This is a genomic window from Pedobacter sp. Bi126 (assembly GCF_918698245.1).
Classification (GTDB): domain Bacteria; phylum Bacteroidota; class Bacteroidia; order Sphingobacteriales; family Sphingobacteriaceae; genus Pedobacter.
Genome location: NZ_CAKKMS010000003.1, coordinates 592,157 through 611,019, shown reverse-complemented (window position 1 = coordinate 611,019; position 18,863 = coordinate 592,157). Strand labels below are relative to the sequence as shown.

Below are 18,863 nucleotides of genomic sequence, written 5' to 3'. Positions count from 1 at the left end.
ATATTTTACACAATAATAAGACTTAAAACGGCACTAAAAGTTAAATATTTTGTTAAATAACCTTAAATCCCTCTGGGGTAACAGAGGATATATTTCTCTACAGTTTTTTGCAGCGACTCGAGATTAGACAAATCAGACGCCTTCGCAATATCAACAATATCGTTATTTTTCATCAAAATCTTGATATTTCCAACCCCTGCGTTATATGCGCGGTTTTGAATCGAATCGGTAAAAACAAAATACCTTGCTTCTTCGGGTTTGATTTCTAATAAATTAACAGCTGCATCCTGTAAAAAATTTACGCGGTCGGGATTGGCCATTTCGTTGCCCATTTCTACCTTATAAAGATTTCTGGAAGTAAGCATTTTACATAACGTAGACAAAATTTATCGGGATGTTTGGCCCAAACCTTAACTGCTGCATAAATGTCCTGGTCATCCAGGTTGGTAAAATGCTCGAGATTTTCGTGTTGAGAGAAGAAATTGGCCTCGTTGATATCGTTTTTTAAGAAATAATTCAATGATGGTGAAGCAAATAAATCGGCTCCAGCGGCTGATAGTTCTTTTGCCCGCTCTAATAGCTTTACCAAAATCATCTCGCCAGCAATAACAGTTTTGTGCAGATAAACCTGCCAGTACATCAGCCGGCGGGCAATTAAAAATTTCTCTATAGAATAAATGCCTTTCTCCTCAATCACCAGATCATCATCGTAAACGTTAAACATTTTAATGATCCGGTCGAAACTGATTACGCCTTCGCTAACGCCTGTAAAAAAGCTGTCGCGGTTTAAATAATCCATTCTATCGAGATCTAACTGACCGGAAATCAGTTGATGAAGAAACTTTTTAGGGTAGGTGCCATTAAAAATTTCGATGGCATGGGTTAACCGCCCGTCAAAGTGCACATTTAAATCGCGCATTAGTTTTGCCGAAATATCTTCGTGCCTAATTCCAGTTACTAAAGAATGTTCTAATGCGTGAGAAAAGGGACCATGGCCGATATCGTGCAGTAAAATAGCCAAAATGGCGGCTTCTTCTTCGCCATCGGTTATGATATGTTCTTTACTTCTTAAAAGATTTATGGCCAAACTCATTAAATGCATGGCCCCTAAAGCATGGTGGAAACGTGTGTGTAATGCACCTGGATAAACCAAATGAGTCATTCCAAGCTGTTTGATGTAACGCAAACGTTGGAAATAAGGATGTGAGATCACATCGTAAACTAATTCGGACGGAATGCTGATGAAACCGTATACCGGGTCATTGATTATTTTCTTCTTGTTCAATCGTTAAAAATAGTTAAATAGATAGATACGGTACAAAAATTGCTATTTTTATTTATAGTTTGATTTACCTGCCAAAATTAAAAGGCAATACTTACCTATTTTTACAATAACATGCAAGAAACTAAAATATTATGGGCCGATGATGAAATCGACTTATTAAAACCTCATATATTATTGCTCAATGATAAAGGTTACCATGTAACTACATTTACCAATGGGAACGATGCGTTGGAGGCATTTGGAAAAGCTCATTTTGACCTGGTTTTTTTGGATGAAAATATGCCGGGGATGAGTGGGATTGAAACCTTATCGGCCATTAAAAACCTGAATCCGGATGTTCCTGTTGTGCTGATTACCAAAAGTGAAGAAGAAAATTTAATGGAGGATGCGATTGGTAGTAAGATTGACGATTATCTGATTAAACCTGTAAATCCTAAACAGGTGTTGTTAACCATTAAAAAACTAATTGATAACAAACGCCTGGTAAGCGAGAAAACTTCTATGGCTTACCAACAGGATTTCCGCCGATTGGGTATGACACTGGGCGACAGGCTGAATTACGAAGAGTGGGTGGATGTGTATAAAAAAATCGTTTTTTGGGAGCTGGAACTTGAAAAACTTGACGACCCGCAAATGCATGAAATTTTAACCATGCAGAAACAGGAAGCCAATACACAGTTTACTAAATTTATCGAAGAACATTATTTAGGTTGGATTAAAGAAAAAGATAAAGCCCCCTTGCTTTCTAATGAGCTGTTAAAGAAAAAAGCCTTCCCTCATATTAACGATACCACACCTGTCTTTTTTATTCTGATTGATAATTTACGTTACGATCAGTGGAAAATCATTAATCCGCTAATTTCTGAATATTTCAGGATCGATGAAGAAGATATGTACACGAGCATTTTGCCAACAGCAACACAATATGCCCGTAACGCCATCTTTTCGGGCATGATGCCTTTGGATATGGAGAAACGTTTTCCACAGCTGTGGCAGAACGATGATGATGAGGGTGGGAAAAACATGCACGAAGAAGCTTTTCTGGCCGATAACATTAAACGTAGTTTAAGAAAAGATTGTAAATTCAGTTATAATAAAATCCTCACTTTTGAGCAGGGGAAAGATCTTGTTGATCAGACCAATAACTTGTTGCAGAACGATTTCAATGCCATTGTATTCAACTTTGTTGATATGTTAAGTCATGCCCGTACGGATATGCAGATGATCCGCGAGCTGGCTAATGATGATGCCGCTTACCGTTCGTTAACCTTATCCTGGTTTGAGCATTCGCCACTTTGGGACTTATTGAAAAAAATCTCACAGAAAAAGGTAAAAGTGATTATTACAACCGATCACGGAACCATCCGTGTTAAAAAACCGGTTAAAGTAATAGGCGATAGAAGCACAAACACCAATTTGAGGTACAAACAAGGTAGAAACCTTAATTTTAATGCAAAAGAAGTGTTTTTGATTAAAAATCCTCATGATGCATTGTTGCCTAAAATCAACATCAGCAGCAGTTATATTTTTGCAAGAGAAGATAGCTATTTCGTTTATCCGAATAATTACAATCAGTTTGTGAATTATTATAACGAAACCTTCCAGCATGGAGGTATTTCACTCGAGGAAATGATTATTCCAGTGGTGACGTATTCGCCGAGGTAATAAAAGAGAATTGAGATACTAGATTTGAGATATGAGCCCAGTCGTTTTTAATAAGACCGTCCTCCTGAATTTATTTCAGGATCTGTTATGATGGTAGGGTCTTCGACAGGCTCAGACTGACAAATCACAAAATAATCAGGCAAAAGCAATGCAATTATGTATTACTTTTGCCTTTATTTTTTAAAATGGATATCGAAGTTAACAGTTTAGCTGATTTACCTGCTGTTGCACAACAGCTTTCAGATTTTGCCAGTGGCCAAAAAGTCTTCATTTTTGAAGGTGATATGGGTGCTGGGAAAACAACCTTCATTAAAAATTTCTGTAAACATTTAGGTGTTGATGATGTGGTTTCGAGTCCTACCTATTCTATCGTTAATGAATATGAAAGTCCTAAGGGCCCGGTTTTCCATTTCGATTTTTATAGAATAAAAGATATTCACGAAGCTTATGATTTGGGCTATGAAGAATATTTTTATGGTGGTGGAGTTTGTTTAATAGAATGGCCTGAACGAGTGGAAGAGTTACTACCCGAAAAACATATTAAAATTGAGATAAATGTGCTGGATGAAAACCGCAGATTATTCAGGTTTTCGAAGGTATAACAATTAGTTATCAATAAATTAACAGATTTTCCTTATCTTGAACAACCTAAAACTATCAAAATTTTAAATTCAACATGGCTACAGGATTACGCGAAGGAATGGCCGATATAGCTCGTCAGGGTTTACTACAAACGCAAGAGGCAAAGCTAGAAACCAGAAATAAAAAAAACAGTCTATATATAGGAATACCCAAGGAAATTTCTTTCCAGGAAAATAGAATTGCATTAACCCCTTTATCTGTTGCATTATTGGTAAACAATGGGCACCGTGTTGTGCTGGAAAGTGGCGCTGGCATTGGGGCTAATTTTTCTGATACCGAGTATGCTGAACAGGGGGCTAAAATTGCCTATAACAAAAAAGAAGTTTTCGATGCCGATATCCTGGTGAAAATTGCACCGCCCATGTTGGAAGAGATTGAGATGATGCATAAAGGGCAAACATTAATTTCTTCGTTGCAAACCGGAACGCTAAAGCAGGATTATCTGAAAGCGCTGATGCATAAAAAAATTAACGCATTATGTTTTGAGAATCTTCGCGATGAAGGTAATGTACTCAGCGTGGTACGCGCCATGAGCGAAATAGTGGGGTCGACCTCTATTTTAATTGCTGCAGAATATTTGAGCAATGTAACTGGCGGAAAAGGTTTAATGCTTGGCGGCTTTACTGGCGTTCCTCCAACAGAGATTGTAATTTTAGGCGCAGGGACGGTGGGCGAATATGCCGCCAGAACAGCTTTGGCATTAGGAGCCGAGGTTAAAGTTTTCGATAGCTCCATTTACCGCTTACGCCGCCTTCAGAATAATTTAGGAAGCAGGGTATTCACTTCGGTAATGCAACCTATTGTGTTGAATAAGGCTATTGTAACCTGCGATGTAGTAATAGGCGCCATCAGAGCTAGCCACGGGCGGAGTCCGTGCATAGTAATGGAAGAGACGGTTGCCCGGATGAAACCACATTCGGTGGTAATTGATGTAAGCATTGATCAAGGAGGCTGTTTTGAAACTTCTGAAGTGACAAACCACACCAATCCGGTATTTAGAAAATACGATGTAATCCACTATTGTGTGCCAAATATTGCTTCGCGTGTGCCAAGAACGGCATCTTACGCTTTAACGAACATTTTTGCGCCTATTTTATTGGATATCGGTGAATTTGGAGGTTTAATGAACATGGTATGGAATACGCCCGGTATCCGCGAAGCATTATATATTTATCAGGGAAACTGTACCAATAAAGATCTGGCTGATATGTTTAATCTGCCGTTTAAGGATCTTGAATTATTGGTTGTTTCGAATCAATAAAACTTTGCAGTAACGAGACTATTAATTTAGCTGATAAATCAACGAAATGTCGTCCTGAGCTTGTCGAAGGACATTTTGTTGGTTATCAAATGTAAAGGTCTTCGACAGGCTCAGACTGACAACCGTTTTGACTTAACAGCGGTAATGACCTATACCAAATACCAATTATATGAAACTCAATCTCTTTACGTTATTTTTCTTCCTCTCAGTGGTTGTTAGCGCCCAAAATAAACCTTCCGCGATAAAAAAACTGGTGGTGGTGAGTTCCTATAATCAATATCTGGCATCGGTAAAAACGGATCCGAATAACGAATTGGTTGAAATTAAAAAAGCCATTCCCAATATCAAATTAGATATCCGCTACGCCACTAAGAATAATTTTATGCAGCAGGTAATGTATAAACAGGCAAGGGCTTTTGCCCGAAAACCAGTAGTAGAATCGTTAAAAAAAATCCAAAAGGAATTAAATAAAAAAGGCTATGGCTTGAAAATATTCGATGGATACCGGCCTTACGCTATTACCATTGAGTTTTATAAAAAGGCCAGTGATAAAAACTTTGTGGCTAATCCGGCAAAGGGATCTAAACACAACAGAGGTTGTGCGGTAGATTTAACCCTGATTGATCTGAAAACAGGCAAAGAAATACCAATGCCGACACCTTACGATAGTTTTTTGGCATCTGCTGCGGCAAAATATGAGAAGGTATCGCCAGAGGCTAAAAAGAACCGCGATTTTTTAATTGCAATAATGGGTAAATATCAGATGAATGTACTGGAGAACGAATGGTGGCACTATGATTTTGCCGGTTGGAAAAAGTACGATTTAATGGATATTCCCTTCGAAAAACTTTAAGGGCTAATGGGTTCATTAGGCAGGGAGCTTGGTTGCACTCTCTCCAAGCGGTTGCCAGTCTGAGCGTAGTCGAAGACTTCTGGAGCATTTTCGTGGTGTAAGATGTTGCCATCTTACACTAAATTTAGCGTTTCAATCGTCAGGTGGTAACGCCTAACATTACAAACTACAAATGATGCGGCCTCCCGTATTGTTCCATTTTTACCTTCGCTTTATCCTCTTTTACAGCCAGTTCAAAAATGTAATCGTAATCATCATCTGTTAACTCCTCTTTAGGCTTTTTGCCGCCAAGGGCTTCAATAATCTCGAGTACGGTATTAGAATGGCCTGCTACAATAATGGTTTTGCCAACGTAATTGGTTTTAATGCTGTCTACAAGCGATTTAACGTCTTTATAATCGATTACCTTCGGAACCACTAATGAATCCAATGTTTGGTGCGTTCTTTTCGTCGGCGTGGCAAAAGCAACATCAAATTTTACCTTTTTTAGGTAAGTTGCTAAATCTCCTGCACGAACTTTTCCCTCATCAGAGAGATTGGGGTTGGTATCCTGTGGGTTCGATTTATCTTTCTCTGCGTGCCTAACAATCCAAACCGTGGTAGTTTGTGCAGAAATTATGTTGGCAAAGAGAAGCGTTAACGACAGTAATACAAGCAGTTTTTTCATGTTATAAATATTCAAAAATTAATTGGATAAGAAAAGCTTTAAAAAGATATGGCAGCGATTAGCTCTTCAATATCCTCCTTTTCATGCCAGGCAGAAAGTACTATACGGTTTAAAGTTTCGTCGGTAGGGTTCGGATAAGGGAAAGACGAAATCAGGATCTGCTTTTGCAAAAGACGTTGTGAAAAATTTACATCACCCAGTAGATACACAGGGAAATCCCATTCGTGTTTCCAGGTAAGATTTGATGCTTTTTCAAGCATTACCATGTTGTTTTTCAGTTTATTTAGGGCCTTTCTATATATATCTTCAGCATGGATAAATGCATAAAGTGCGGCGGGACTTGACGGAGAAGCGCCAATAAAGGTATTTGTACTTTTAAGTTTATTGATTATTTTATTGGAGGCCAAAACAATGCCCGCATCTACACCCAGTGCTTTTGCCATAGAGGCAACCACTACATTTTCGATATTTTCTTGTTTGGGAAGATTTACGATGGCACCCATACCATCGTTGTTTACGCCTATTCCATGCGAATCGTCAACAACAAGAATTATGTTTTTATCCTTACTGATCTCTTTTAAAAAGTCGAAGTCATAAATTTCGGGGACGAGATTATTCATGGAATTACTAATCAAAATCCAGGTTTTTTCTTCAGATGAATTTATTCTTTCAATCGTTTCTAGTTCCCAATCTCGAAATAGTTTTACGTTTTTGGTTTGATTTTCTACCAACCAAAGTGCAGGATGTGCTGCAGGGCCATAAATTACTTTTCCTAATCCGGATAAATCCTTAACGGTAAGCTGCGCAGCTAAATATCCGCTTGAAGTAATCAGCGCAGCTTCTGCTCCATATCGTGCTGCTGCTACTTTTTCAGCATCATCATAAATGCCAAGCTGAATGTTGTTGGTACGGCTTGTTCCGTTGTTTAAACCGAAATTTTTAATCCCTTCGACATATAGATTAATAAAGTCCTGATTTTTAGGAATGCCCAGATAAGCCGTCCCCCCGAAATATAAATAGGTGTTTCCTTCAATATTTATGTTATTAGAAAAAGGTTGATCAATCGATTTAAAATTAGGCTTCATATTAATTATAGTTTCGTCCAAGCTCATCATTTGCAGCGCGGATAATAGATTTATCGCCATTGTCATCATGGTAAAATTCCCAGAACATGATTCCATTTGCAATATCTTTAGCGAGTTTAGCTTTTTTCTTGGTGGTTATGGTTCCATTAAAGTAAAATTGAACGCCATCAATTGATGCATTATCTAAACTTACATCAGCCCCCGCTGTTACAAAATCGCGATAGGCCTTGGCCGAGTTATTGGCATTTTTACCATAAGCCGGGATACCCAAAACGGCTTTCTCTCTTGGCATACCGCGTGTGCTTAGCCAATAATTTAAACTGGCAACGGCCATGTTATAGGATGCATGTTGTATAGGCTCATTTTTATCCCAGCCAATGCCATCGTACACCATAATATTAAAGAAATCTACAGCAGGAAAAACTTCCGATTTTAATCCATCCCGGATACTGCCGGCATATACACCAGGGGTTATGGCCGCACTTAAAAATTTATGGTATTTGTGTAGCGAATCTGAAAGCTCTTTCATTAACAGCACATAATTATCTGCAGATCCATCGCTGGTGCTTGGATATTCCCAATCCATATCTACGCCGTTCAGATTATTTGTTTTGGCAAAAGTTAGCACATTTTTTACGAACAGGTTTCTGGCCGTTGCAGATGCCGCCATGGTTACAAAAATACTTTTCGTACCCGATATAGAAATGCCTGTTTTAACGCCATTTGCCCTTGCTTTTTGCATTACAGTTGTAAATCGACCGGGTTGTTCCAACGCAGCTAAACTTCCATCGGTATTGGGGTTCAGAAAAGCATAAAAGAGGTGCGTAATCATTTTGAACTTCGAATCTGCAATACTGGCTGGATCTCGGTAACTTGGGAAATAGCTTACAATTTTAAAGCTATTGTCGGGTATATATGGTGTAGTAGGGATAGGAGGTTCTATAGGATCTGTTATGGGATCATTTTTCTTACAAGCTGATATAATCAGCATGGTAGAGATGCCAATCAATAGGTAGATTTTTTTCATAGGTTAGGTGTTATTTGATGTTACATATGCTTAAAAAGTATTGTGTATATAAGTGATTATCCTTACCATTTCTGCACGTACCTCGGCAGTTGGTTTTACAAAACTGTTGTTCATGAAAGAATAAATATACGTTTTGCCCTTTTTTGTGAGTACATATCCACTTTGATTATGAACGCCACCGAGCGAACCTGTCTTTCCGAAAACAAAAGGTTTGTCGGTTTTGGGGTAAGCATTTTTTAATGTGCCACTTTTACCGCCTGCTGGCAGCAGACCAAAAAGCTTTTCCGGATTGTTCACCAACCTGTAAATGGAATCAAGGAGGTATACATTATCACGCGGCGTAAATAAATTCTGACGGGACAAACCAGATCCATCAGCCCATTTTACTTTATCAGGCAAAAAAGAAAGGTAGTTTTTCGTAATATAATCAATGGCTTTTGTTGTACTCAATGTATCGCCAATCTGATCGGAGCAAACCAATAACAAATGTTCGGCGATAAAATTATCGCTGGGGAGCATCATGTGTTTTAAAACTGAATCACGCTTTGCGCCAGATAAAGTTTTAGCATACGATGGTATTTTTAAGTTTATAATGCCGACAGGTTTGTGCAGGGTATCTGATAATATTTCGACGGTAACCTGTGCACTGGTTTTATATGGGTTTTGCTGATTGTAGCCCGGTTGTACTGAAACGGCAGGATAATGGAAGCGGTTGCTTAAAAAATCTCTGCTTACCTGAAAACTGCCTGCTTTTTTTGTAGAATCTATTTCGAAACAGGAGGCAAACACCTTTGGTTCGATATTGATTTTATTTGGAGTGGCATAAGTAGAAGTAACCATGTTATCCATAATTGGCATTTCGGTAATTTCTGGCTGATAATAATAATCGTAATCATCCCACGACCAGCCATCGCCAAAAAAACTGCCCAAATATCGTCCGGGAGAAAAGAATAGTTTTTTGTTCGAAGCCAAAAGAAAATTGTAAGCCGATTTGTCTTTTACTGCAAACTGTAAAAAAGATGGATCGCCTGTACCCCAAAAAATCAATGAATCATTCCGTTCAATATATTTTAAGGCAGGCATTAAATCGGGCAGCATTTTTAAGCTTGCAAAAAAAGTATAAAGTTTGGTGTTAGACGCTGGGGTGAAATATTTACCGGCATCTTTCTGAAAAATCATTTTTTTATCTGTAGGATTATAAAGGGCGAAACCAACCTGATATTGTTTGATTACCTGCGAATTTTTAAATTCTTTAGCTACTTTTTTTGAAATGATTTTATTGGTTGAGCAACTTGTTAACAAACAAATAGATAGTGCAAATGCAAGAAAAATAAAATTATGATTTTTTAAAGTAAACATGTTCTAAATTTAGGGGACATAATTATCAACTAATTTATTAAATTTAGTTTAATGTTAACCAAGTATAACCCCGGTGTAATAATCTGTTTACGCAAACTAACAATTTGTTTGGGGTTGGTATTTCTTGCTTTTTCTGGATTTGGCCAGGAATTCCTTTTTAAAAGAAACAGGCAAAAACAGTCAATTACTTTTAAGTGCATCAAAAACCTGATGGTTATTCCGGTGTATGTAAATGGTAAGGGGCCGTATGATTTTGTTCTTGATACCGGAGTCGGACCAATGATTATTACCGATCCATCGATTATCGATTCTTTGAATTTTAGTAAACTCCGTAAAATTAAAGTATCTGGCTTGGGCATTGAAACAGTTGAGGCCTATGTTTCTCAAAGTCTGGATGTTAAAGTAGGCAGTACAAGCATTAAGAATATACCAACGGCAATCTTAAAAGAAGATCTCTTTAACCTGTCGGGGCATTTGGGACTGAAAATTTACGGCTTGCTGGGCTTCAGTTTTTTTAACAGCTTTATTGTTGATATAAGATACAGTGAAAATAGGCTGATTATTTATGATCACGATGCCAAAATCAAATACCGTGGCAAAAAAATACCCATTGAGATTCAGAATCAGAAACCGTATATTTTAGGTACTGTTGATGTTCCTGGCGGTAAAACCGTTGAGGCTAGGTTTTTAATGGACACAGGAGCTAGCCATGCTTTATCGCTCGAAATGCTCCATGGAACCGAATTCCCGCTGCCCGAAAAAAAAATCAAAGCAAATTTAGGGATGAGCCTTAGCGGCCAGATTAAGGGATATATTGGCCGTGTAGGCAAGTTTAATGTAGGCGGCCATGTTTTTAAAGACGTTGTTGCAGGATTTCCTGATTTTAAGAGTATTGCGGATAAGATCGATTTATCAAAACGGAACGGTAATGTGGGAGCGGATTTGCTGCGGAAATTTAATATCCAGTTTAACTACCAGGGAGGTTTTATTTATGTTAAGCCTAATGGTTTAAGCAAAACTCCTTTCGAGCATGATATGGTAGGTATGGTAATTTACCTCGATCAGAAAGAGTATAAAAGAGTTCTGATTGGTGAAATAGACGAAAATAGTCCGGCAGAAAAAGCGGGATTATGCCCTGATGATGAAATTATCGCGGTAAATTTCAAAAGTATAGATACCTATTCTTTAAATGAGCTTACCGAAATGTTTAAATCAAAAGCAGATAGGAATGTAATTTTTGAGATTTTTAGGGATAATCAAGTCTATTTTAAAGTGGTTCGCCTTGAAAAGAGGATCTAAAAAGCGTAATTTTCCAGTTACAAAAGAATTGTCGTGTAACAAGGTTCTAACTTTAACCTCTTATTGCCAAGCAAACTAACTTTTATATACACATGAAGAAAAACTTTAAGGTACTTGCCCTCGCAGGTATCGTAGCACTTGGTGTAGCCGGATCAGGTTCGGTATATGCCCAGAAAAAATCTAAAACAACAAAAGGAGCTACTCCTGCAGCTCCAACTGCAGCCCCGGCAGCAGCACCAAAAAAAGAAGGAATTAAACCTTTTTCTGAAGTAATTACCGCAAAAGCCAGAACAACAAACGGTTTATTCAAAACACACAAGGTAGACGATAAATGGTATTTTGAGATACCAGATTCAATGATCAACCGCGAAATGCTTGTAGTTACCCGATTGGCAAAGGTGCCAGCAGGGGTAAAAGTTGGTAACCAGCAATATGGCGGGGAACAATTAAATGAGCAGGTATGGAAATGGGAGCGTAGAGGCAAACAAGTTTACATCCGCGTACCAAGTTATGCAACAAAGGCTGATCCGAACAGCGATATGTACGAATCGGTGCAAAACTCTAATCTTGCACAAATTTTAGCCAGTTTTGAAATTAAAGCCTATAATAAGGATACTACTGGTGTTGTGATTGATGTTACTGATTTTTATAACGGTGATGTAATGGCAATTGGTGCTACCGATCAGATCCGTAAAGCTTATAAAGTTACCATGTACGATGTAACACGTTCTTATATCGATACGGTAAAAACTTTCCCGATCAACGTTGAAGTAAAAACCGCTAAAACATACCGGGCAGCAGAATCTCCGACCGATAACAGTAATGGAGCTGTTACTTTCGAATTCAATACGTCGATGTTATTATTGCCAAAAACCCCTGTGAAAGCCAGGATAATGGATAGCAGGGTTGGTTTTTTTGGTCAATCTCAAATTGATTATGGAAGCAACGCACAAAAGGCAGAGCGTACAGCCTACATTCACCGATGGAATTTGGTTCCAAAAGATACCAATGCCTATAAACGTGGCGAACTGGTAGAACCGGTAAAACCGATTGTAATTTATATCGATCCTGCAACGCCTAAAAAATGGGTGCCGTTTTTAATCCAGGGGATTAATGATTGGCAGGTAGCTTTTGAGGCTGCAGGTTTTAAAAATGCCATTATAGGTAAAGAAGCGCCAACGCCTCAACAAGATCCTCAATTCAGTGTAGAAGATTCCAGGTATTCAGTTGTTCGCTATTTTGCATCAGATATTGCCAATGCTTACGGCCCGCATATTAGCGACCCACGTACCGGACAGATTTTAGAAACGCACATTGGTTGGTACCATAATGTAATGAATCTATTGCGTAACTGGTATTTTGTACAAACAGCAGCCATTAATCCTGAAGTTCGTAAAGCTAAATTTACGGATGCGCAAATGGGCGAATTAATCCGTTTTGTTTCTTCACACGAAATTGGCCACACTTTAGGTTTACCACACAACTTTGGCTCGAGCTATGCTTACCCGGTTGATTCATTACGTTCAAAAGCATTTACAGATAAACATGGTACTGCACCATCTATTATGGATTATGCGCGTTTTAACTACATCGCTCAACCTGGCGATGGTGTAACCAAGCTTCACCCCCAAATTGGAGAATATGATAAATGGGTAGTGAAATGGGGTTATTCTTGGATTCCTGGAAACAAAACTGCAGAACAGGAAAAAGAAATTTTAGACCAGTGGACATTGAAAAATGCAGGTAATCCTTTGTATTTCTATGGCCGTCAGGGAACTTCATTAGATCCTCGTTTGCAGAGCGAAGATTTGGGCGACAACGCAATGAAAGCAAGTACATATGGCATTGCCAACTTAAAACGTATTTTGCCTAACGTAGAAAAATGGACCTATCAAAAAGGAAAAGATTACAGTGATTTAAAAGAAATCTACACCGAAATTGTTGGCCAGTTTAACCGTTATATGGGACACGTGGCAACAAACGTTGGTGGATTAAGCGAAAACTTTAAAACCTACGAGCAAAAAGGGCCAGTTTACGCCTATTTGCCTAAAACAAAGCAAAAAGAAGCCGTTGCTTTTTTCAATCAACAATTATTTACTACCCCACTTTGGTTAATCAGCAATGATCAACTCAGTAAATTTGATAATGGTGTATTGTTAAACCGCATTAAAAGTGTTCAAGCGAATACTTTAGGTAATTTATTATCCGCTTCACGTATTGCTCGTTTGTTAGACAACGAAACTAAAAACGGTGCAGCAAAAGCATACACCTTACCTGAATTATTTACGGACTTAAGATCGTCGGTTTTTGTTGCAGGAAGAGCAGATGCATTTAAACGTAATTTACAACGTGCTTATGTAGACCGTTTACAGGATTTAATGACCAAAGAATCAGAACTTCCGGTTGGGTTTCCTGTAGATTATGCAGCAAGTTACGGTTTAACGCCAATCAATGTTGGCTTATCTGATATCAGACCATTGGTCAGAGCAGAGTTAAAAACTTTATTGGCTACTACAAAAGCCAGAGCAGCAGCAGGTGATGCCATTACCAAGGCACATTATGAAGATTTGAATATCAGAATTAAAGATATTTTAGATCCTAAGAAATAAATGATTGAATGATAAAATGAGTGAGTGATTGAATGAAAGCAATGCACCATTCAATAACTCACTCATTCAATCATTAAAAAAGCGGAGCAGGTCATTAAATTGATTGCTCCGTTTTTTTATAAGTCAAACCTAGCAGGTTTACAATCAAAAGATCGTCGTCTTCGCTCGAAATGACGAATCTATTTAATCCCCTTTGTATAATTTTTGATGCTTTAAGCTAAACACATGGCAGTTTTTTAATTTTATGGTTAAAACAGCTATTATGCTCAAAAGATTATTATTTGCCCTTACCTTATTTACATACAGTTTATCTGCCTTTGGTCAAAGTGCAGATTCGTTAACGGTTATAAAAACCAAATGGCATAAAAACAGAATTGCCAAACAGGTGACTTTATTCCAGCATCATTTTGATCAGAAAAACCTTTTCGCTGCAAACGAAAACATTTCGTTCTTAGAAATAAAAAATACAGGCCGGAAGGCGGTTTTTGCTATTGGAGCAGAAGAGAGAGAACTAATTACTACCAGTAATTTTGGATTACGCGATACAGCAATTGCTGCGGTAAATGGTAACTTTTTCGATGTAAAAAATGGAGGTTCAGTAGATTTTGTTCGTGTTAATGGAAAAACCATTAATACTAACCGCTTGGATAAAAATGGAAATCGGGCAAGGCATCAAGAAGCGGCGGTTGTAATTGAGAACGGAAAAATTTCGATCCAAAAGTGGGATGGGACAAGTGACTGGGAAACAAAACTGGCCGCTAAAGATGTTTTGTTAAACGGCCCCTTATTAACTCTAAACGATATTGATGAAAAGCTGGATACGACTGGATTTAGCCGTTTGCGCCATCCGCGTACTTGCTTAGGCGTAAAGCCTAATGGCAGGGTGATTTTGTTAACTGTTGATGGAAGAAATGAAAACTCGGCAGGCATGAGTTTGTTTGAGCTAACCAAATTAATGCGTTGGCTAGGCTGCGCCAGTGCCCTAAATTTTGATGGTGGAGGTTCTACAACTTTGTGGGTAAACGGAATGCCCGATAATGGTGTTGTCAACTATCCAACTGATAATAAAAAATGGGACCATGAAGGGCAGCGCAAAGTAGCTAACGTCATTTTGGTGAAAAAACAAGTACGGAGATAAACCTGTATCTATTACAGCATGTTTAGCTCTGGTTAAAAAAACTTATTTTAGCCAAAGATTTTTGTTGAAATGATTAAAAATACGATATACTTTTTCTTTTTTGTACTGATGCTTTCTGCCTGTAAGTTTGGCACTAAAACCAGCGACCCAACTTTAAGAGATTTTACTTTCGAGCCTGTAAAAGGCATCCGTTATCAAGAGGTAAAACGCCGTTTTAAAAACGGACTTTCTTTTAATACGGAAGGTTTTATGCAAAAACCATCCTGGATCATTGAAGTGGTTAAGGAAGATACCATGTCGGCCTGGAGTCCACAGAAACAACGAATGCAAAAATTCTATATGCAGTACGATCACGGGAATGTATATAATTTTGCTGCGGAATTTTTTAAAGTAAAACACATCAGTAAGGATAGTTTGGTTTTTCAGCGGATTCAGGTTGATGGAAAAGTAATTGCTTCGGATGTTCGCTCGGATGTAAATATGACTTTTTACGCGCAGGATTATATTAAAAACAAATTGAAGGCCAAGGCTGCCGATCTGCAAAAACCAAGCAAGGCCGATACTGCTTTTATAGAGAAGCGTGCTGCCAAAGTTAATTTAAATAGCGATAGTGCTTTTGCTGCAACAGATCCGGTTCAGTTTATACCAAAAAGTAAAATTGTAAGGGTAGAAAAAATCAGTACGGTTGATCGGGCCAATAACAGGACCGAAGCTTACGATTATATGTTTCCGCAGTATATTATCAGGATAGATCGGGCTTATAAAGATTTTGCTTACCAGGTTGCAGCGGTTGTAGATTTTCAGGGAAGGATACACGTAAAAACGATTTATAATGTGCTTCCCGAGAACGTTGAAACTAAAAAAAAGGTGGCTCAGGGGATAGCAGATATCTATGTTAGAAACCTTTTTGATGTGGCTCCCGGAACGACACTCGGGATTCCGCATAATAGTGAAATTACTTTAACAATAATTGGGAAGGCAATTAAAAAGCCTTAGTAATCTGCTATTTACAAAATTTTAACGTTAAAAAAATGTTAAAATTTATTTTGATTTTAAAAATTAAAACTTACCTTGCATACTTAATTTTAATATTTAATACAATGCAAGAAGGCACAGTAAAATTCTTCAATGTAACTAAAGGTTTTGGCTTTATCGTACCTGCAAATGGCGATAGCGAAATTTTTGTTCATTCAACAGGTCTTATCGACGAAATCCGTGAAAACGACAAAGTACAGTACGAAGTTGCTAACGGTAAAAAAGGCTTAAATGCCGTTAATGTGAAAGTAATTTAATTTATTTATCATATTTACAGAGAAGGCTGCTTTCTTGCGATGGCGGCCTTTTTTTGTTTTATTTTTCGCTGCCTGAATTCATTCAGGATCTATTCTCACTTTTTATGACCTACTATTTTATTGTTCCTGGTTTGGGTAATTCAGGCGCAGATTTCGTGGAAAGCGCAGATGAGCATAAATCTGCGTAAACCAATTTGATCTGCGGGAATAATTTAAGCGTTCTTACTTCTGCGCAACCTTCTTCCTTAAAAACTGGTCGAGAAAAATTAATCCGATCACCAGATCTGCAAAAAGAAAGGCATAAATAGTTGTAGGCGTAATGTATTTCTCTAAATTGAAATCGAAATTCACTTTTAAATCGAATTGAGGCATTTCAAGGTTAGCGTTATAAAACACATAACCCAATAAGGCGAGTAACGAGACCACAAAAAAGCCTCCAATGCTATAAATAATCTTTTTATCAACCTTTGTTTTCATCGCCATAGGGGCAGGAACTAAGGCAACACTTTCCATCACATTTCTGGTGAAAGACATAGAGGGTTCATCAAGATCGAGCCCATCAAAAACTAAATTAAGCTTAAGCAGATCCTCGTACTGCGATTTAAGCTCGGCATCCGATTCAATTTTTTCTTCGATGGCTTTTTTTGAAGCATCATCCAAATTCCCATCAATATAATCCCAAAGCTGTTGTTCTATTGTATTCATAGTAACTCCTTTACTTCATCTTTTAACAAATATTGTAATTTTTCTTTAAGTCTTTGCCTGGCCCTATGCAACTTTACTTTTATCGTATTGGGTTCCATATGCAGCGCTTCGCCAATTTCTTCTAAACTCTGTTCGCCTTTGTAAAATAGGGTAATAATAGCCGCATCATCCGGTAAAAGCTGGGTAATGGCAATATTTAAAAAAGCATGGATATCCTGCCGCTCATAGCCATTTGCATTAAAACCCGAGGTATGGTTTTCGAGCTGTAAAATGGTGCTTTCATCATGTATTGACGTAGTATCTAAACGGTTTTTCCTTAAAAAAGTCATCGCCGTAGTATAGGTTATCGTGTACAGCCAGGTACTAAATTTAGCTGTTTGTTTAAAGGTGCCCAATGCTTTATATGCTTTTACAAAGCAATCCTGCGCAATTTCTTCGGCGTCTTCCCTGTTTTTCGAAAACCTTAAAGCAAGCGTAAATACAAATCGCTGATGGCGCTTTACCAATAAAGCATACTGATCGGTTTCGCCGTTCAATACTTTTTGGATCAGCTCTAAATCTGTAGGTTTTTGCTCCATGTTTAGCAATAAGACTACATTAAAGATAAGTAGGTTACACGAGAAACATCATTAAGAAGGTTTATTATTTATCCGTTGCAGGTGAATAATGTAATAGGTTAGTTTTTCGGAAATGAAAGGGCCGTTTTTAATAGGAAATTGAAGCCCTGCTGTTCGCTGTAGCCCTCATGCTTCGGGGCTGCCGCTGCCATCAGGTTTATGAACAACGTGGGTGCGCCCTGCAGCCTTAAAAATGAAATGCTGTTTTGGCCATTTAGACTTGGGTGAAGCGGTACTCTGCAGGCTGAGGAATCCCGATTTTTCGGGAAAGTGTACAAGCGCAACACGGGAACCAACTTGATTAACTGCACAGACATTGCGCTCCAAAAAAGGAATTAATCATTTTTTGCTCACCAGCTAGTGAATATAATTAACTTCGCAAGTGCTCGCTAATGTGAAGCGAAAAACTTTAATCCTGCAATTGATCCTATAAGTGTGCAGATAAAAAATATCCGCCAGAAGGTTGCTGGTTCATTGAAATAAAAAATTCCGATAATTACTGTTCCTACGGCACCGATACCCGTCCAAACAGCATAGGCAGTTCCCATTGGTAAAGTTTGGGTTGCTTTATTTAGTAATAAGAAACTCAAAATAATACAGACAAAAAAAGCCGTACTCCATTTTATATTCGAAAAATTGTTCGATAATTTAAGGCAGGTGGTAAAGCCAACTTCAAAAAGGCCGGCAATAATTAAGATAATCCAGTTCATGATAAATGTGTTTCTGCAAATTTAAGGCACATTCATCAGGCAACATTTTACAAATGTTAAAAAATGAATTTATTTATGAGCTGCTCTTATTCTGCTTAGGGTAACCTGTGTTACACCCAGGTATGAGGCAATATGTTTTAAGGCTACTCTTTTAATCAGTTCGGGAGATTGATCTAGAAAATCCTGGTAACGTTCTGCTGCCCCTTTAAAAGCCCGGTCTATTAATCTTCTTTCAGTAGCAATTAACTCCTGTTCTGCAATTTTTCTGCCCCAATTGGCAATTTCTAAATGTTGATCGTAAAGCGAAAAAAGATCGGTTAACCTGATTTGAATTAAACTGCAATTTTCCAATAACTCAATGTTTTCGTACCCGGGGCTATTATTAATATAGCTGTTAAAAGAAAAAAGAACGGCACCACTTTGTCCGAACCAAAAGGTTATCTGCTGGTTTTCTCCGTCAGAGTAGGCTCTGGCAATGCCACTTTCGAGGATATAGAAATAAGGCTCTATTTTATCTGCATAGATTAAAATCGCTCCTTTCTGATGTTCTACCCGCTTAGAAACAGCAGCTAACCTTTCTAAAGCTTCATTGCTGAGCGGCTTAAAGATTTCTATATTTTTTAACAGACTGTACAAGTGAATTTTTAAT

At 38.0% G+C, this 18,863-nt stretch carries 17 protein-coding genes and 1 pseudogene; 9 read left to right on the top strand and 9 right to left on the bottom strand.

Annotation, left to right across the window (positions count from 1 at the left end; all coding sequences use genetic code 11):
• Positions 1-62 precede the first annotated feature (62 nt).
• Positions 63-1,285: pseudogene (locus tag LQ201_RS12760) on the bottom strand (HD domain-containing protein).
• A gap of 111 nt (positions 1,286-1,396) precedes the next feature.
• On the opposite strand from LQ201_RS12760, the gene LQ201_RS12755 reads away from it, so the two are divergent.
• From LQ201_RS12755 to LQ201_RS12740, 4 genes are all read left to right on the top strand, one after another.
• Positions 1,397-2,950 (top strand): PglZ domain-containing protein, encoded by a 1,554-nt coding sequence (locus LQ201_RS12755; protein ID WP_057931049.1) that lies wholly within the window; start codon positions 1,397-1,399, stop codon positions 2,948-2,950.
• Between the two features lie 185 nt (positions 2,951-3,135).
• Positions 3,136-3,552: a tRNA (adenosine(37)-N6)-threonylcarbamoyltransferase complex ATPase subunit type 1 TsaE gene (gene tsaE, locus LQ201_RS12750; protein WP_230142877.1), complete on the top strand. Its 417-nt coding sequence runs from the start codon at positions 3,136-3,138 to the stop codon at positions 3,550-3,552.
• Positions 3,553-3,626: 74 nt separating this feature from the next.
• On the top strand, positions 3,627-4,853 hold the full coding sequence (locus LQ201_RS12745; RefSeq protein WP_230142875.1) for an alanine dehydrogenase: 1,227 nt from the start codon (positions 3,627-3,629) through the stop codon (positions 4,851-4,853).
• A gap of 169 nt (positions 4,854-5,022) precedes the next feature.
• Positions 5,023-5,706: a M15 family metallopeptidase gene (locus LQ201_RS12740; protein ID WP_230142873.1), complete on the top strand. Its 684-nt coding sequence runs from the start codon at positions 5,023-5,025 to the stop codon at positions 5,704-5,706.
• 166 nt (positions 5,707-5,872) lie between these two features.
• Here LQ201_RS12740 and LQ201_RS12735 read toward each other — a convergent pair whose 3' ends face one another.
• The 4 genes from LQ201_RS12735 to LQ201_RS12720 are packed head-to-tail and all read right to left on the bottom strand — an operon-like array spanning position 5,873 to position 9,844.
• Positions 5,873-6,373 carry a histidine phosphatase family protein gene (locus tag LQ201_RS12735; RefSeq protein WP_230142871.1) on the bottom strand — a complete coding sequence of 167 codons (501 nt, stop codon included), beginning with the start codon at positions 6,371-6,373 and terminating at the stop codon, positions 5,873-5,875.
• Between the two features lie 38 nt (positions 6,374-6,411).
• Positions 6,412-7,458 (bottom strand): aminotransferase class I/II-fold pyridoxal phosphate-dependent enzyme, encoded by a 1,047-nt coding sequence (locus tag LQ201_RS12730; RefSeq protein WP_230142870.1) that lies wholly within the window; start codon positions 7,456-7,458, stop codon positions 6,412-6,414.
• Between the two features lies 1 nt (position 7,459).
• Complete coding sequence (locus tag LQ201_RS12725) at positions 7,460-8,485, bottom strand: glycoside hydrolase family 18 protein (protein WP_230142869.1); 1,026 nt, start codon at positions 8,483-8,485, stop codon at positions 7,460-7,462.
• A gap of 30 nt (positions 8,486-8,515) precedes the next feature.
• Positions 8,516-9,844: a D-alanyl-D-alanine carboxypeptidase gene (locus LQ201_RS12720; RefSeq protein ID WP_230142868.1), complete on the bottom strand. Its 1,329-nt coding sequence runs from the start codon at positions 9,842-9,844 to the stop codon at positions 8,516-8,518.
• Between the two features lie 51 nt (positions 9,845-9,895).
• On the opposite strand from LQ201_RS12720, the gene LQ201_RS12715 reads away from it, so the two are divergent.
• The 5 genes from LQ201_RS12715 (at position 9,896) to LQ201_RS12695 (ending at position 16,182) form a co-directional block, all read left to right on the top strand.
• Positions 9,896-11,143, top strand: coding sequence for an aspartyl protease family protein (locus LQ201_RS12715; RefSeq protein ID WP_230146643.1), 1,248 nt, complete (start codon positions 9,896-9,898; stop codon positions 11,141-11,143).
• A 92-nt stretch (positions 11,144-11,235) separates the two neighbouring features.
• Positions 11,236-13,752 (top strand): zinc-dependent metalloprotease, encoded by a 2,517-nt coding sequence (locus LQ201_RS12710; protein WP_230142866.1) that lies wholly within the window; start codon positions 11,236-11,238, stop codon positions 13,750-13,752.
• A 262-nt stretch (positions 13,753-14,014) separates the two neighbouring features.
• Entirely contained in the window at positions 14,015-14,890 is an 876-nt protein-coding gene (locus LQ201_RS12705) for a phosphodiester glycosidase family protein (RefSeq protein WP_230142865.1), read from the top strand.
• A 69-nt stretch (positions 14,891-14,959) separates the two neighbouring features.
• Entirely contained in the window at positions 14,960-15,886 is a 927-nt protein-coding gene (locus LQ201_RS12700; RefSeq protein ID WP_230142864.1) for a hypothetical protein, read from the top strand.
• A gap of 104 nt (positions 15,887-15,990) precedes the next feature.
• Positions 15,991-16,182, top strand: coding sequence for a cold-shock protein (locus LQ201_RS12695; RefSeq protein WP_025141747.1), 192 nt, complete (start codon positions 15,991-15,993; stop codon positions 16,180-16,182).
• A 222-nt stretch (positions 16,183-16,404) separates the two neighbouring features.
• On the opposite strand, the gene LQ201_RS12690 is transcribed toward LQ201_RS12695, so the two are convergent.
• The 4 genes from LQ201_RS12690 to LQ201_RS12675 form a co-directional block, all read right to left on the bottom strand.
• Positions 16,405-16,887 (bottom strand): anti-sigma factor, encoded by a 483-nt coding sequence (locus LQ201_RS12690; RefSeq protein ID WP_230142862.1) that lies wholly within the window; start codon positions 16,885-16,887, stop codon positions 16,405-16,407.
• Positions 16,884-17,465: an RNA polymerase sigma factor gene (locus LQ201_RS12685; protein ID WP_230142859.1), complete on the bottom strand. Its 582-nt coding sequence runs from the start codon at positions 17,463-17,465 to the stop codon at positions 16,884-16,886. The genes LQ201_RS12690 and LQ201_RS12685 overlap by 4 nt, the downstream gene beginning before the upstream one ends.
• A 428-nt stretch (positions 17,466-17,893) precedes the next feature.
• Complete coding sequence (locus LQ201_RS12680) at positions 17,894-18,214, bottom strand: multidrug efflux SMR transporter (RefSeq protein ID WP_057931064.1); 321 nt, start codon at positions 18,212-18,214, stop codon at positions 17,894-17,896.
• A 69-nt stretch (positions 18,215-18,283) separates the two neighbouring features.
• Entirely contained in the window at positions 18,284-18,850 is a 567-nt protein-coding gene (locus LQ201_RS12675) for a Crp/Fnr family transcriptional regulator (protein WP_230142858.1), read from the bottom strand.
• Positions 18,851-18,863: the final 13 nt, after the last annotated feature.